At 60.5% G+C, this 14,520-nt stretch carries 10 protein-coding genes and 1 pseudogene; 5 read left to right on the top strand and 6 right to left on the bottom strand.

Going from position 1 to position 14,520, the window contains the following annotated elements:
* A complete protein-coding gene (locus LMTR13_RS12750) occupies positions 1-3,072 on the top strand; it encodes an efflux RND transporter permease subunit (RefSeq protein ID WP_065728183.1) in 3,072 nt (1,023 codons plus the stop codon).
* Between the two features lie 322 nt (positions 3,073-3,394).
* On the opposite strand, the pseudogene LMTR13_RS43660 reads toward LMTR13_RS12750, so the two are convergent.
* A pseudogene (locus LMTR13_RS43660) lies at positions 3,395-3,999 on the bottom strand (class I SAM-dependent methyltransferase).
* Positions 4,000-4,162: 163 nt separating this feature from the next.
* Positions 4,163-6,640 carry a PBP1A family penicillin-binding protein gene (locus tag LMTR13_RS12735; RefSeq protein WP_065728180.1) on the bottom strand — a complete coding sequence of 826 codons (2,478 nt, stop codon included), beginning with the start codon at positions 6,638-6,640 and terminating at the stop codon, positions 4,163-4,165.
* Positions 6,641-7,044: 404 nt separating this feature from the next.
* Here LMTR13_RS12735 and dctP point away from each other — a divergent pair, with 404 nt between their 5' ends.
* The 3 genes from dctP (at position 7,045) to LMTR13_RS12720 (ending at position 10,087) form a co-directional block, all read left to right on the top strand.
* Positions 7,045-8,085: a TRAP transporter substrate-binding protein DctP gene (gene dctP, locus LMTR13_RS12730; RefSeq protein WP_236843367.1), complete on the top strand. Its 1,041-nt coding sequence runs from the start codon at positions 7,045-7,047 to the stop codon at positions 8,083-8,085.
* Positions 8,086-8,207: 122 nt separating this feature from the next.
* Positions 8,208-8,750 (top strand): TRAP transporter small permease subunit, encoded by a 543-nt coding sequence (locus LMTR13_RS12725; RefSeq protein WP_065728178.1) that lies wholly within the window; start codon positions 8,208-8,210, stop codon positions 8,748-8,750.
* 17 nt (positions 8,751-8,767) lie between these two features.
* Positions 8,768-10,087, top strand: a complete 1,320-nt coding sequence (locus tag LMTR13_RS12720) for a TRAP transporter large permease (protein ID WP_065732638.1) — start codon at positions 8,768-8,770, stop codon at positions 10,085-10,087.
* A 70-nt stretch (positions 10,088-10,157) separates the two neighbouring features.
* Here the strand turns inward: LMTR13_RS12720 and LMTR13_RS12715 are convergent, their stop codons facing one another.
* The 3 genes from LMTR13_RS12715 to LMTR13_RS12705 all read right to left on the bottom strand — a co-directional run bounded on the left by LMTR13_RS12715 (position 10,158) and on the right by LMTR13_RS12705 (position 13,337).
* On the bottom strand, positions 10,158-10,649 hold the full coding sequence (locus tag LMTR13_RS12715) for a superoxide dismutase family protein (protein ID WP_065728177.1): 492 nt from the start codon (positions 10,647-10,649) through the stop codon (positions 10,158-10,160).
* Between the two features lie 434 nt (positions 10,650-11,083).
* Positions 11,084-12,160: a c-type cytochrome gene (locus LMTR13_RS12710; RefSeq protein WP_197521090.1), complete on the bottom strand. Its 1,077-nt coding sequence runs from the start codon at positions 12,158-12,160 to the stop codon at positions 11,084-11,086.
* Positions 12,161-12,332: 172 nt separating this feature from the next.
* Positions 12,333-13,337 (bottom strand): PRC-barrel domain-containing protein, encoded by a 1,005-nt coding sequence (locus LMTR13_RS12705; RefSeq protein WP_197521089.1) that lies wholly within the window; start codon positions 13,335-13,337, stop codon positions 12,333-12,335.
* 237 nt (positions 13,338-13,574) lie between these two features.
* Between LMTR13_RS12705 and LMTR13_RS12700 the strand changes: the two genes are divergently transcribed.
* Positions 13,575-13,916: a hypothetical protein gene (locus LMTR13_RS12700; protein ID WP_156795597.1), complete on the top strand. Its 342-nt coding sequence runs from the start codon at positions 13,575-13,577 to the stop codon at positions 13,914-13,916.
* A 313-nt stretch (positions 13,917-14,229) separates the two neighbouring features.
* On the opposite strand, the gene LMTR13_RS12695 is transcribed toward LMTR13_RS12700, so the two are convergent.
* A complete protein-coding gene (locus LMTR13_RS12695; RefSeq protein WP_065732637.1) occupies positions 14,230-14,403 on the bottom strand; it encodes a DUF1328 domain-containing protein in 174 nt (57 codons plus the stop codon).
* Positions 14,404-14,520: the final 117 nt, after the last annotated feature.

Raw genomic sequence — 14,520 nt, 5'->3', positions numbered from 1 at the left:
ATGAAATTCACCGATCTCTTCGTCCGCAAGCCGGTCCTTGCGATCGTTGTCAACCTGATCATCCTCGCGTTAGGTCTGCGCGCGATGGGCGTGTTGCCGATCCTGCAGTATCCAAGAACAGAGAACGCCGTCATCACGGTAACAACGACCTACTACGGCGCCGATCCCGACGTGGTGTCCGGCTTCATCACGACTCCCCTCGAGAACGCGATCGCGCAGGCGAACGGCATCGATTACATGAGCTCCAAGAGCACGACCGGCGTCAGTACAATCACGATCAATCTCCGCCTGAACTACGACCCCAACAAGGCGCTCACGGAGATCAATACCAAAGTCAGCTCGGTACTCAACCAGCTCCCGGAGCGATCGCAGCGGCCAGTCCTTACCGTCGAGATCGGGCAGACGATCGACGCCATGTATCTGGGCTTCGACAGCGAGGTACTGGAACGCAACCAGATCACCGACTACCTGACACGGGTCGTTCAGCCCAGGCTTCAGGCCCTGCCCGGCGTACAAACCGCCGAGATTCTCGGAGGCCAGAATTTCGCTCTGCGCGCTTGGCTCGATCCGGCAAAACTTTCCGCGTACGGCCTGACACCGGCGGACGTCAGAAATGCGCTGGCGCAGAACAATTTCATCTCCGGCCTCGGCACCACCAAAGGCGAGATGGTTCAGGTGAATCTTTCGGCGACCACCGGACTTCATTCACGCGAGGAATTCGCCAATCTGGTGTTGAAGCATTCCGGCGGCGCCATCGTTCGCCTGAAGGACGTCGCGCATGTCGTTCTGGGCGCAGACAGTTACGACACGCAGGTTGCATTCGACGCCAAGCCGGCCGTCTACATCGGCATCAAGGTGGCGCCCAACGCCAATCTGCTGGAGGTCATTTCCGGCGTGCACAAGGTGTTTCCGGATATCGTCGCCCAGCTTCCCACCGGACTTCGCGGCCAGATCGTTTATGATTCAACCGACTTCGTCAACAGCGCGATTGATGACGTGCTCCGCACGCTCGTCGAGGCGCTGATCATCGTCAACTGTGTCGTGTTTCTCTTTCTCGGCTCCCTTCGCTCGGTGTTCATCGCCGCCGTCGCCATACCGCTCTCGCTGGTCGGCACTTTCACGATGATGCTGGCGCTTGGCTACTCCATCAATCTGCTGACGCTTCTCGCACTGGTTCTGGCGATCGGCCTCGTGGTCGACGACGCAATCATCGTCGTCGAGAACGTGAACAGGCATCTGGAGCGCGGAGAGCGGCCGATGCAGGCGGCAATTCTTGCCGCTCGCGAACTTGGCACGCCAATCATTGCCATGACGGTCGTGCTTATCGCGGTCTATGTTCCTATCGCCTTCCAGAGCGGCCTGACCGGCGCTCTGTTCACGGAGTTCGCTTTCACACTTGCGGGTGCAGTGACGATCTCCGCGGTCGTCGCGCTGACGCTATCCCCCATGATGGGCTCGAGGCTGTTGCGGTCCCCGGAGACGACTGCGCGGCGTGGATTCCGGTTCACTGAATTGATCGACCGAGTCTTCGATTCTATTCGTCGCCGATACCGGCGGTTGCTTCATGGGAGCCTCAACTATTTGCCGGTTACCCTGACCTTTGCCGGGCTGGTATTGTCCAGCATCTATTTCCTTTACGCCGGCGCGAAGAGCGAGCTGGCGCCACAGGAAGACCAGGGCGTGATCATCGCCTCCTCGACGTTGGCGCCGAACGCCACACTGGCGCAGAAGCTCCTGTATGCCGAGCGGGTTTACAACATCTTCAAGGAGTTCCCGGAGACCGCACACGTCTTTCAAATCGACGCTCCCGGCAACACGATTGCCGGAATGGTGCTGAAGCCGTGGGATGAGCGCGAAAGGACTAGCAACGAGTTGCAGCCGCTTGTGCAGGACAGACTCAATGATGTGGCCGGTGCGCGTATCGCTGCCTTTCAGCTCCCTCCACTGCCCGGCAGCCAGGGACTGCCCGTCCAGTTCGTGCTTACGACCACGGATTCATTCGATCGCTTGAACGCGATTGCCCAGGAATTCCTGCAGCGCGCGCGGCAGAGCGGCCTGTTCATTTTTCTCGACACGACGCTCAAGATCGACAACCCGCAAGCCATCGTCGAGATCGACCGGGACAAGGCTGCGCAACTCGGCTTAAGGATGGCTGACATCGGCAGCTCGATGGCCACCATGCTGAGCGGTGGCTACATCAACTACTTCTCGCTCGATCGCCGCTCCTACAAGGTCATACCGCAAGTCAAGCAGAGTCTCCGGCAAGATCCCGGCCAGGTGCTCGACTACAATGTGATCAACACGAACGGGATTCCCGTCCCCCTTTCGTCGGTCGCGCGTATTGTCACGAAAACGGTACCGCAGTCCCTGGACCATTTCCAGCAGCTAAACAGTGCGACGATCCAGGGTGTCGCAATGCCAAACGTCGCACAAGCCGATGCACTGCAGTACCTAACTAACCTCGCGAAGGAGACTTTGCCGCAGGGCTATCGTGTGGACTATAGCGGTCTCTCCCGGCAGTACATTCAGGAATCCACCGGCTTCCTCCTGACCTTCTCGTTTGCCCTGCTGACCATCTACCTCTCGCTGGCGGCCCTGTTCGAGAGCTTCCGGGACCCTCTCACCATCCTCGTTTCGGTGCCGATGTCGATTGCGGGCGCACTGCTCTTCATCTTCATTGGACTCGGCGGCGCCTCGATCAATATCTACACGCAGGTTGGTCTGGTCACGTTGATGGGGCTTGTCAGCAAGCATGCGATCCTGATCGTCAAATTCGCCAACGACCTGCGGCTTGCGGGCAGATCCAAGCGCGAGGCCATTGAGGAGGCGGCCGCGGTCCGCTTGCGTCCGATCCTCATGACGACAGCGGCGACGGTCTTCGGGGTTGTACCGCTCGTCCTTGCCAGCGGAGCCGGAGCGGTCTCGCGCTTCAATATCGGCCTTGTGATCGGTAGCGGCCTACTGATCGGAACCGCGTTTACGCTGTTCGTCGTTCCCGCAACTTACACGCTGCTTGCCGCAAGGCACGTTGAGGCACCACAAGAACGACGCACGGCCGAGTTGACTGGCTGATCAACGGTACCGGCGCGAGCGAGGAGACGATCCCCCTGCGCCGGTGATCCCACCATGGCGAGGCTAGCCCAGCCAATGGCGGTTGTGATCCGCACTTCAAGATTCATGCCGCCGTTGGTCCGGAACGGTTGCCATTTGTTCGTCACTTCCCGCTCGAAGGCGGTTCGCGTTGCTTCATCGACCTTCATCACCCCGCCGATCATCGGCGTCGAAGTAATGGTATTGCCATAGAAATTCCCGCGGCTCAGGTACCTCGAGCCGGGCCGTGGCGGCTTCCACTTCTACCCTGCCGAAGCCGGCCTCCTCCAACAGCTTGCAGATCTCAGATTCGTCGTGGAGCGAAAAAGCGGTGCGCTCGAACGCCGCCACTTCCGGAACCGATTCGGCGACCGAGCGCGTCTCCCATGACGGAAAAGAGATCGGGCTCTGGTCCCGGTACAGTAACAAGCGCTCGTCCGCCGGGCACCAGAACACGATGCATTTCGCTAATGGCTGCCCGTTTATTGGCCATGAACTGCAGTCCCATTTGGCATAGCACGACATCGAAGGAATCGTCCGGCAGTGGCATCGCTTCGGCACTTGCCTCGTACCAATGGATCGAATTGCCGGACGGGACCTGCTTGCGGGCCTGGTCAGCATTCCCGGACTAACGTCGAGGCCGGCAACGGTCTCCGTAGGCCCGACAGCGTTGGCCGCTGAGCGGGCGACAACTCCGGTGCCGCAGGCAACCTCGAGGACACGCTCCCCGGCTTGAGTTGGGCGGCCGCTAGGAGACCCTTTCGACGCCGTGCGCCGGTTCGCCAGCGAGAAGATGAGACAGGCTGAGCCAGAACGCCCAGCGAGCGGCCTCGTCGAGCGCGCCGATCGTCGGCTTGGAGCGGCGATATCTGATCGGACGCCGCCAGCTCGGCGAGGACGCTGGCCCATTGCTGACGGTCGAATGCCGCTCTAGCCCGATCAATCCTGTCAAAGGAAGCCATAGCTCATTCCGTGGTCCGGGATTGATTCATGTAGGATCCGGCACCATTGTTTTTTGCAGCACCCATGCCGTCGAGTTTCTTGCGCTGGGCGCTTCCTTGCTGCCTGGCCCCTATTGATCCGCGTCGCAGAACCGGCGTGGACCACCCCCATAAGGCTGGTAGCTGCAGTCAGTCGAGTCGAACGAACGATAACGGCGCGAGCATACGCCGACATTACAAGACGAGTTGGCCGGGATCTGCGCCATCGATGCGTCAGGCGTACCTCTCGCTGGCGGAATGTTGCATATTTGGCGTTCGCCCTGATACGGCTGATACGTGCAGTCGGACGCGCGGAACGATTCGTAAGCATCGGAGCAGGCCTCACGATCGCATTCCGGCGACACACGCATGGCGGTGCCGGAGAATCCAAGGAGGTCAGACATATTGCCTCGGTCGTCCGTGCCGGCGGTCTCTAATGGTGCGGCTGTTGGTTCTGCGGCAATGTGCGGTCCCGTCCACGCCACCGCTCCTGCCGCCTCGACGAAGCGGCGCCAGATCTGCACCGGCACGGACCCACCGGTCACGCCCCGCATCGGCGAGTGGTCGTCATTGCCGACCCACACCCCAATTACCAGCGATTCGTTGAAGCCTATGAACCAGGCGTCGCGATGATCCTGGCTGGTACCCGTTTTTCCGGCGACAAAGCCGCTGGAATCTGCGCTGCGGCCGGTACCGCTCGTCACAACCCGGCGCAGGAGCGCCGTCAGCTCGTGGTGATGCTCCAGCGCCTTGCCCGTGGGTGTACCCAGTGTACGTAGGCCTTCTTTCTCCGGACCGAATGCGATGATACCGAACGGGTCCGCCCGCCGGCCCGCCTGCACCGATGCAAAGGCGCCAGTGAGGTCCACGAGCGTCAGCTCGGCAGTGCCGAGCGCCAGACTTGGCACTGCTGGCAGCGGCGCATCAATCCCAAGATCCCGCGCTGCGGTCACCACCTTATCCACCCCGACTTCGTTTCCGAGCCGCACCGCCGCGGTATTGACCGAGTGCGCAAAGGCCTGCTCAAGCGTCATGGTGCCGTAACGGCGTCCGCCAAAATTCCCGGGCTCCCAGTCCTTGATCCGGATCGGCGAAGCATCGACAACGTCATCGAGCGAATAACCGCTGCGCAACGCGGCGAGCCACACGAACAGCTTGAACGCGGAACCCGGTTGCCGACGGGCGTCAGCGGCGCGGTTGAACTGGCTCCGATCATAATCGCGCCCGCCAACCATGGCGAGAACGGCGCCGTCCGGCCGCATGGCGACGAGCGCGGCCTGGGAGGGGCCGCCGCGCCGCGGAACCCTGAAGGCCTCGGCAATGATCCGCTCGGCCGCCTGCTGCAACTCCGGCACCAGCGTCGTACGCACTTTAATGCTGCGCGTGTCGGCACCGGACACTCTCGGAAACTCGTGCTTGGCGATCCAGTCGGCAAACCATGACGTCGCAGGCGCAAACTGCGCAACGGCTTTCACCTCGGCCGGCGCGGCCTTCGCTGCAGCGGCGGCCTTGGCGTCGATCGCTCCGGCATCGACCATCGCGTCGAGTACCTGTGCGGCCCGCTGACGCGCCGCTTCAAGATTGCGAATGGGGTTATACTCCGAGGGCGCCTTGATCAGGCCGGCCAGCATCGCGGCTTCGGACAAGGTGAGTTCGGCCGGCCGCTTGTCGAAGTACATGCGAGCGGCCGCCGCGACACCGTAGGCTCCTGCGCCAAGATAAATCCGGTTCAGGTACTCGGTGAGAATCGCGTCCTTGTCCATGCGGAAGTCGAGCCAAAGTGCGGCAAAGGCTTCGCGCAGCTTGCGTTCGATCGTCTGCTCGCGGCCGACGATGCGGCGCAACTTGGCGAGCTGCTGCGTAATGGTGCTGCCACCTTCCACAATCCCGCCGACATCGAAGTTCGCGCGCGCCGCGCGCATAATGCCAATCGGGTCGATGCCGAGATGCTGGTAGAACCGGCGATCCTCGACGCTTATTACCGCATTGACGAGCACGTCCGGGAAGTCGCTTCGGACCGCCTCTTCAGCGAGCGAGCCGGTCCGTCCGAGCGGCCGGCCGTCGGCGGTCTCCAGCACAAGCGAGGGCCAGCCGGGTTGCAACGACTTGCCGGCGATGCGCGTGTCGTGCAGTGCCCAGAGGATACCGCCCGTGATCACGAGTCCCGTGACTAGCGCCGACGTGACGGCGCCTTTAAGGAACGAAACGACCGCCGGAGCGCACCGCACTGCCCTCCCCTCCTTCCGTATGCGCTGGTCGCCGTGGCTTGCTTTCACGCGTCCCTGCTTTGCCCGCGCCCGCCTCCACAGCGACCGGATGCGACGTCGTAGTGCCGTCAGGTCGGCAATGAGGGCGATGAGCAGACCCCGGACAGCCATTGCGGTGTGCGCGTGCTCGGGTCGGGCCTGGTCCGCTTCGTCTGAATCGATGTCGCTCGGCCGCTCGGCTAAGGTCCGCTTGGAGACCTCCGCGGGTTCGCGCTGATCGCAATCAGCACCCCTGGCGAGCTCGTCCGTTGAACGCTTCGACGTCTCCGCAGGATTGTCCTGCAAGTCGGGTGAGCGGCGCATCGACTTCCTGATCCCTCGCCGAAAAGCAACGAGCTGGCTGTCGCAGATAACATTCGGAGTCAGGCTTCGTTTCCTTTGGCGCGCAGCGGGAGGGGGCCCCTTCAAAAGATCCTGAAATCCGCCGGCCCTGCGCTTTGAGAGGAACGTGCAGTGCACATCGCCGCCCACCGCTGCTAGGGATGCTGCTGGCGCTGAATATTCGGTCCGATTGCGTACAATATTTCGTTTCCGGGCTTCGCACGGTCTCACACCGCGGAGCAGGCTTCGGACCCGCGCGCATGCGCCGCAAGTAGCCGAGGAACCTAACGCCGAACGACCAGTTTCGTTTCTCATCGAAACATAGATCGACTGCCACAATTAGGCGTCGTGTCCGCATCATCACAAGATCAATGGAGCGAACGACCTTGTCCCCACCAATCGAGAACGTTAACCGACGTAAGGTCCTCAAGGGCTCGCTTGCCGTTGCTGCGGCCCCCGCATTCATCTCCGTCGCGCACGCGCAGGAGAAGATCACCTGGAAAGTGCAATCCCACTGGCCCAAAGCATCGGGCTCGTTCGACGACAGCCTAGGCGTGCTCGCAAAGGAACTGGATGAACGTACTGAAGGACGCTTCAAGCTGGAGCTGTACGGCGCAGGCGAGATTGCGAAGGATCGCGAGATCTACAACATCGTCCGCCGCGGAGTCGTCTCGATGGGCACGATTTCCCCGGCATACATTCTCGGTGAAGCGCAGGCGATGGGCCTGTACTACGGCGTGCCGGGCACGCTCCGCGAGAGCTGGGAGCTGATGCATCTGACCAAAAATCTAGGCATCGAGAAGATGGTCAACGATCAGCTGCGCCCGAAGGGCGTCATCATGATGGGCGATAAGTCCTACCCAACCGAGCTCGTGCTAAAGAAGAAGATCACCTCGGCCGCCGATCTGAGCTCGCTCAAGGTCCGTTCGACCGGAACAATGCTCGAGTATTTGGCTGCTGCAGGTGCTTCACCGCAGCAAATCGCAGGTCCGGAACTCTATCAGGGGCTGGCGACAGGCGTCGTCGACGGTGCCCATTGGGGCGCGGCAATCGGTGCGCTGTCAATGAAGCTGTGGGAAGTGGCGCCGTATCACATGAAGCCGGCGCTGGGCTTTGCGAACGACGCCTACATCATCAACATCGCCGCCCTCGACAAGCTGGCAGCCGATATGCGACTGCAGTTCATCTCGCTGGTCGAGGAACGGTACTTCCGTCGCTCGGTCGAGTACCTGCACCAGGAAGCGATTTCTTTGAATACCGGGAAAGAGAAGATGAACGTCGAGGTCGTCCGCTTTCCCGACGACGTTCTCAAGAGATTGGCCGATGCATCGAACGCCATTCTGAAGAAGGAGATTGCGAAGGGTGACACCGCCGCAAAGGGCGGCCAGGCTCTGACGAAGCTGATGAGCGACCTCGGTTACACTTGAGCCGAGGCATCTGAGCCAAGGCATCGGCCGACGCTTGGGATTATCCCATTTCCGCAGTTGTGGCGGAAGTGTACCCGTGCGCGCCGCCGTTTTGCGGCTGCCGAACAATGTCAGGTAACAGCATGCTGAAGATCGCGCGGGCAATCACACTTGCTAACGTGTGGGTAGCTCGGCTCGCCGCATCGTTGATTGCACCGATGTTCCTGCTGCTTTTGGCCGAAGTCATCACGCGCTACGTGGTCGGCAGCGCAGCAATCTGGACCGCCGAGCTCGCGCAATTGATCTTCGGCGTCTATGCGGTCATCGCCGGCGGCTACCTGCTGGTCGAACGCGCCCACGTCAATGTCGATATAGTCTACGGAAAGCTCAGCCGCATTCAGAAGGCAAAGTTAGATTTGGCGACCTCGCTTCTGTTCTTCCTCTTCCTCGGAGTCCTGATCTGGCAGGCCGCCGACATGGCGTGGGACTCGGCGGCGAGTCTCGAGACCTCTTACAGCATCTGGAACCCGCATATCTGGCCTGTCAAGCTGGCCATTCCGATCGCCGGCGTCTTATTGCTGCTGCAGGGGCTCGTCCGCCTCGTCTCGGATATCCGCACCATTAACGGGCTGGACAACGATCCCGACATTTTCGGCAAACAAGCCGACGACCAACCCTCTCCTTGACTCCTGGAACGCTGCTCGTGTCAGTCGAACTTCTCACAGTCCTGTTCTTCGGCTCACTGCTGCTCTTCCTTTTCCTCGGTACGCCGCTTGTGTTCACGCTCGGCGGTATCTCGGTCATCTTCCTTTACTTCACGATGGGCCCGGTCGGATTCTACATCGTCGCCTCCAAGTTCTGGGACTCAATGATGAGTTTCACACTGATCGCAATTCCGATGTACGTGTACATGGCCATGCTGCTCGAGAAATCGGGCGTCGCGCATGACTTGTACCGGATGATGCACGTCTGGTTCGGGGCCATCCGCGGCGGATTGGCGATCGGCACAGTTGCGATCTGCGCGATATTTGCGGCGATGAGCGGGATTAGTGGCGCCGCCGTCGTGACCATGGGTACTATCGCATTGCCGCGCATGCTGGAGCGCGGTTATGACAAGCGGCTCGCTGTCGGTGCGATCAACTGCGGCGGGGGTTGGGGAATTCTCATTCCGCCTTCGATCCTCATGGTGCTCTATGCCCTGCTGACCGAGGTTTCGGTCGGCCGGCTGTTTGCTTCGGGCATCGGTCCAGGGATCCTGCTTTTTGTTCTCGTGTCGATCTACATCGGCGTGCGCGCGTGGCTGCAGCCCTCGCTCGCACCCGCGCTACCGGTGGACGAACGCGGCGACTGGACGCTGAAACTCAATTCACTAAAGGCGGTCCTCTTGCCGCTGCTCATCGTTCTCTTGGTACTTGGCGCGATCTTCGGAGGCTTCTCCACGCCGACCGAAGCAGCCGCGCTCGGCGTGTTTGGCGCGCTGATCGCATCCGCGGTTCATCGCCGGCTCTCCATCGCAGTCCTGGCCGACGCTGCGATGCAGACGCTCAGGTTGACCGCGCTGATCATGTGGATCCTATTCGCCGCGCATGCGTTTTCGACCGCCTATACCACGCTGGGCGCCAGCGATCTGATGAACCATATGATGTCGCTGATTCCCGGTGGCCAGTGGGGCGCGCTCACGTTCATGCTCCTTCTACTCCTGATCCTAGGCATGGTGCTCGATCCTGTCGGCATCATGCTGATCACGCTCCCGGTCTTCTTGCCGGTCGTACAGGCAAACGGTTGGGACCCGATCTGGTTCGGAGTGATCTTCATCATCATGATGGAAATCGGCTACATGACACCACCCTTCGGCTTTAATCTGTTCTACTTGAAATCTGTGGCACCACCTGACGTCACGATGAGCGACATCTATTGGTCTGTTATTCCGTACGTGCTCGTGACCTTTGTCGGCGTGCTGATCGTGATCATGCTTCCCGAGATTGCTTTATATTTTCCCAATCTGTTCTTCGGCCCGGGTTAGCAACCACACACTACTAAGTCGATTCGCGGGTTGTCGGCACAGAGGCGTTCTCCCGATACACTGTCGCCGCTCATTTCTCAATGACAGCACAAGCTATTCGGTCGCCCGCATCTCCCGAAGGCTGGCTCTTGTAGTCATCCGGCTTCGCATGGATCACCAGCGACGATCCGTCCTGATCGAGAAGCGAGTTTTTGCCTGAACCAAGCGTTACATTTGCGTTGATCACGTTGAGGCGAAGCGTGCCGTCCTGGCCAACGAACTGATTGGGCATGTCTCCCGCGTGATAGCCGCCTTCCGATGCATATCCATGCTTGTGACCGAGCGGCGCAAAGTGATCTCCCGCGCTCTTGAACTGATCGCTCGTTTCGCATTTCCCGATTCCATGAATATGAAAGGCATGTTCGCCCGGCGGCAATCCGCGCAGCTCGGCCTTGATCAGAACACCGCCTGGCATCTGCACCAGTTCGCCCTTTCCGATCTGCTCTCCCTTGCCGCCCACGAAAGTCGCCTTCGCCTCTTCGTTGGCCGATGCGCTCTTCTGCGCGAATGCAGGCAGCGCCATCGCTGCCGTAATCAAGATTGCGATATGAGTACGCATGCTGACCTCTTGTTGCTGATCCAGTCGCCCGCTCGCGGAAATAACCCCTTCAGAATGAGATCGTTTCCACCTCGCCACCGAGATGCAGTATCCGTACATCACGATGCGCACCGCAGCCCCCGCTCGGCAGGTTCCGGTCGCAGTCGAGCGAGCAACTTCCTGGCGGCATCCATTTTGAAAGCTCCATTTTAGGTCGACGTCGCTCAACTCGGCCTAGAACCTAGGGCGATTGGCGTTGGGCTTCTTTCGTAATTGTCCGCAGGCGCTGTCGTGCATGGCGCTGATCGACACGGCTCATCGCATTTCAGACCGAATTGAAGGGGACGAACAGCATCGCCGCTTGTCACGATGAAGCAATCCGGCCAAGTTCGCCCACAGCGCTCCGGATCCGAATAACATTATCTGAGTGCGCTATAGTACATTGCGACGGCCTCGATATCATCATCGGTCAGACCGCGTGCCGTTGCCGACATCACTTCCGCGAGCCGGCCACCCCGCTTACCTGCCCGAAAAAGCTGCAGCTGGTTGCCAAGATAGTCTGCATGCTGTCCGGCAAGAGCGGGGTATTGCGGAACATTCTCACGTGCGAGTCCATCCTTTCCGTGACAGGCCTGGCAGGCAGGAATTCGGCGCGACGGCGCACCCTGTTCCGCAAGAACGGCCCCACGCTGGCGCAATTCGCTAACCGCCTCGGTGATCTTGTTCGTCGCCTCGTCGAGGCTGATCGACGAATAGTATTTCGCAAGCTCGGATCGCTGTTGCCGGTCGAGATTGACCGTCGGCGGCTCCATCATCCCGCTCGGACGGGTTGCGGCTGCAAAGTCCTCCAATGCCATTTCAAGATAAGCAGTTTTCTGCCCCGCAAGCCTCGGAATGCCACCGAGAGCGCTTCCTTCACCGCGCGAGCCATGACAGCCGGCACAGGCAAACGGGCCGACGATCAGACCTTCGTTCGCGATCATGCGAGCGGCGGCGTTTTCGCTGTCGCGCAGCCTGGTCGCGGCCTTGTACTCTCCTGCTGGAAATTGCGGCATGCGCCTAAGGAACGCGACAAGCGCCCACACCTCGTCGTCGCGGCTCGGCGCTGGCCATGCCGGCATGCCGGTATACTTGATTCCATGCTTCACGATCCGGAAGAGCTGCGCGTCCGACCAATCGTTCGAGGCACGCGTGAGATCCGGTGGCGGGGGAAGCATCGCCAAAGCCACCGGATTTCGCGACAGGCCGGGCGCGCCGTGACAGGGCGCACAGCCAAACTGGAAGTATAACATGCCCCGTTCCGAGAGGGCAGGACCGAGCCTCGGCACCTCTATTCCGATCGAGTACGTTTCGACCGAGTTCTGCATCCCGAACTGGAGAAACCTGCTGACGAGCGCAAGATGACCGCTGGATGCAGCGATGTTATAGACGCCGGACCAAGCAAATAGGAAGGCGGCGGCCGGAGCCGCACAGATAACGATCAGCGCACCCCACAACAGCCTCCGCATCGCCTTCCCAACTTGAGAACCTGATCAGCGACCCCCTTCCGCGGACGCGGGGAACCGCGGTCTACCAACCTTCACCGCACAGGTCGGTTCCTCGGTGGAGCATTGGAACGCCTGGAGCGGCCAACTCAGGGGATGAACCGGCCCCGCGCGGGCCGGTTCATCAACCGCAGCTACCGTTTGTTGCCACGTTCTGCTGCTTACGCGGCTCCGCCGCGGAGCCGGTCGTGCCGTCGCCCCCGCCCCGCTTGCTCGCGGCTTGCCCACCTGACCCGGGTTCATTTCTGATCCTATCATAGTCAAGCACCTGCAGGTTGACCACGTCATCCCGATTATAGCCGAGGTGATAAGCCGGATACCAAGGGGCCCACCCGTATGCATAGCCATAGTACGGAAACGCTCGGTATCCACCGCGGTACGCCGCGTAGGGGCTTACGACCACCGCATGGAGTTGAGCGTCCGAGGTGAAGATCAGATCGCTGACCGAACCATATCGGACGAACCCGTTGAGAACCGCTTCATCCTCGAGAATCTCGCTGGCCTTCCAGATGCGCGGACCAGAGCTCAGCTCCTCCTGCACGATTTGCCGGGCTCCTGTTTCTGACTTCTGGAGGTAGCCGTCCGGAGACGTCGAGTAGTTCTCGATGTTATCCTCCGTCACCGGCAGAGTAACCCGCTTGAGCCCATCGCTGACGCGTACGTGGTCCCATGGCACGAAGACATGCGTGTCGCCAATGTTGAGAAACCCACCGACTTCGGCGACGATCCCGAGCAGCGCCCCATCGCGACCGATGATCAAGTTCTCAACGCTGCCTATCTCGTTTCCGTTCGGACCATAGACGGTTGCATCGTCCATCAGCCTCCGCGCACTCCACCCCTCTCCGTAGATCCTGTCGTAGCCCCAATCGCGAAGCAGAATGACGGGCGGCGCATCGGAATCGGTTGCAACTCTCTGGGCAGATTGCTCCCGCTGATTGTTCCGCTTGAGTTGATCGCCCGCCCTGCTCGCTTCGGCAGAGGGCTGCCCTTGCGCGCCCCGCTGGGTCGCTTGCTCGCTGCCCTTGCCTGCACTGCCTCGCTCCGCTTGCGCAACCGCAGCAGCACCGCCGGCGCTGAAGCCGATCAGGATTGTTGCGGTAGTCAGTAATAGTCGTTGTGTTTGTCTCATGACACAATCCTCGTTCATTTCCATTGGTGCGGGGCGAACGCCACAGCACCTGATTGGTTGTAAGCACTTTCAAACAATTCGACGTCGCAACGCAGCAACTTTGCCGCCGACTCAGCTCTGTGCGAAATGGCACACTGAATCCGCTTCATCGGGCATTGCAGTCCGACGCTCCGCAAGAACGACGCCCTGTGTTTCCCGTTTTCGACCTCGGGGCAACAACATTCAAGGAGAGATCATATGTTACGATTGATGCTTCCCGTCTCGCTTGCCCTGGCGCTTGTGTCGGGCCCCGCACTTGCACAAAGTACTACAACCGGCGCGTCGGATGCCGGCAAGGCATCGAGTGCCAGCCAATCGAACCAAACTCTGCCTCAGCAGATCCAAAGCAAGCTCCGCGACCAGGGCTTCACCAACGTGCAGGTCGTGCCGGGCTCGTTCCTGGTAAGCGCGAAAGACAAACAAGGCGATCCGGTAACGATGATCATCGGACCGAACTCGATGACGGTGTTCACGATGTCGTCGAGCGATTCGTCGACCGTGGGCAGCTCTGATCAAGACAAGAAGTCCGGAAGCAAGTAAGCCTGCGCGACGCGCAAGCCATCCTTCGGGCACCATGGAGGAAGAGGGTGGAAGTCCACCCTCTTCCTCCAACCGAGTTTTGGGGTTAGCGCCCTCGTTCTCGGCGTCGTGACGCAAGACGCCACGATTGAGCTGGTGCTCGCCCGGCCGCACGAAACACTGCGCTCACCGAGCAGCTTCGCATCTCCAATATGCACAGCAGGCGTTGACAGCGACTTCATCGCTCCGGCACATGATCCATGCGTTGCTGCGCTCGCAAGGAGGCTCGCAAACAGCGCAAGCACCGCTAGACGGCGGAACAAACGGACGGGCCTCAGAACACGGCGATAATACCAAAGAGACCCAGGATGACGATCAGGCCCGCGATGACAATGAACGCTACGAAGATGAACTTCGCGATATTTGCTGCGCCCCTAGCTACACCGGTAAATCCGAGCGCTCCGGCAATAAGCGCTATGATCAGCAAGCCAATCGCGAGTTCGAGCATGATGAAAGGTCCAGTCAACATTTCCGATTAGATACAACGACCGCGCAACACCTTCGTTTCGCGCTCGGCGTTTGTCGCTCACGCTCGTTGTGACCGACCTGCTTACGGACGGTCCGG

This window comes from Bradyrhizobium icense (genome assembly GCF_001693385.1).
Taxonomy (GTDB): domain Bacteria; phylum Pseudomonadota; class Alphaproteobacteria; order Rhizobiales; family Xanthobacteraceae; genus Bradyrhizobium; species Bradyrhizobium icense.
This window is presented reverse-complemented; position numbering and strand designations above follow the sequence as displayed.

Coding starts and splice junctions, on each gene's coding strand:
- LMTR13_RS12750 (WP_065728183.1), top strand. CDS start 1: ATGAAATTCACCGATCTCTTCGTCCGCAAGCCGGTCCTTGCGATCGTT.
- LMTR13_RS12735 (WP_065728180.1), bottom strand. CDS start 6,640: ATGCGCCGCTCACCCGACTTGCAGGACAATCCTGCGGAGACGTCGAAG.
- LMTR13_RS12725 (WP_065728178.1), top strand. CDS start 8,208: ATGCTGAAGATCGCGCGGGCAATCACACTTGCTAACGTGTGGGTAGCT.
- LMTR13_RS12715 (WP_065728177.1), bottom strand. CDS start 10,649: ATGGCGCTGCCTGCATTCGCGCAGAAGAGCGCATCGGCCAACGAAGAG.
- LMTR13_RS12705 (WP_197521089.1), bottom strand. CDS start 13,337: ATGAGACAAACACAACGACTATTACTGACTACCGCAACAATCCTGATC.
- LMTR13_RS12700 (WP_156795597.1), top strand. CDS start 13,575: ATGTTACGATTGATGCTTCCCGTCTCGCTTGCCCTGGCGCTTGTGTCG.
- LMTR13_RS12695 (WP_065732637.1), bottom strand. CDS start 14,403: ATGCTCGAACTCGCGATTGGCTTGCTGATCATAGCGCTTATTGCCGGA.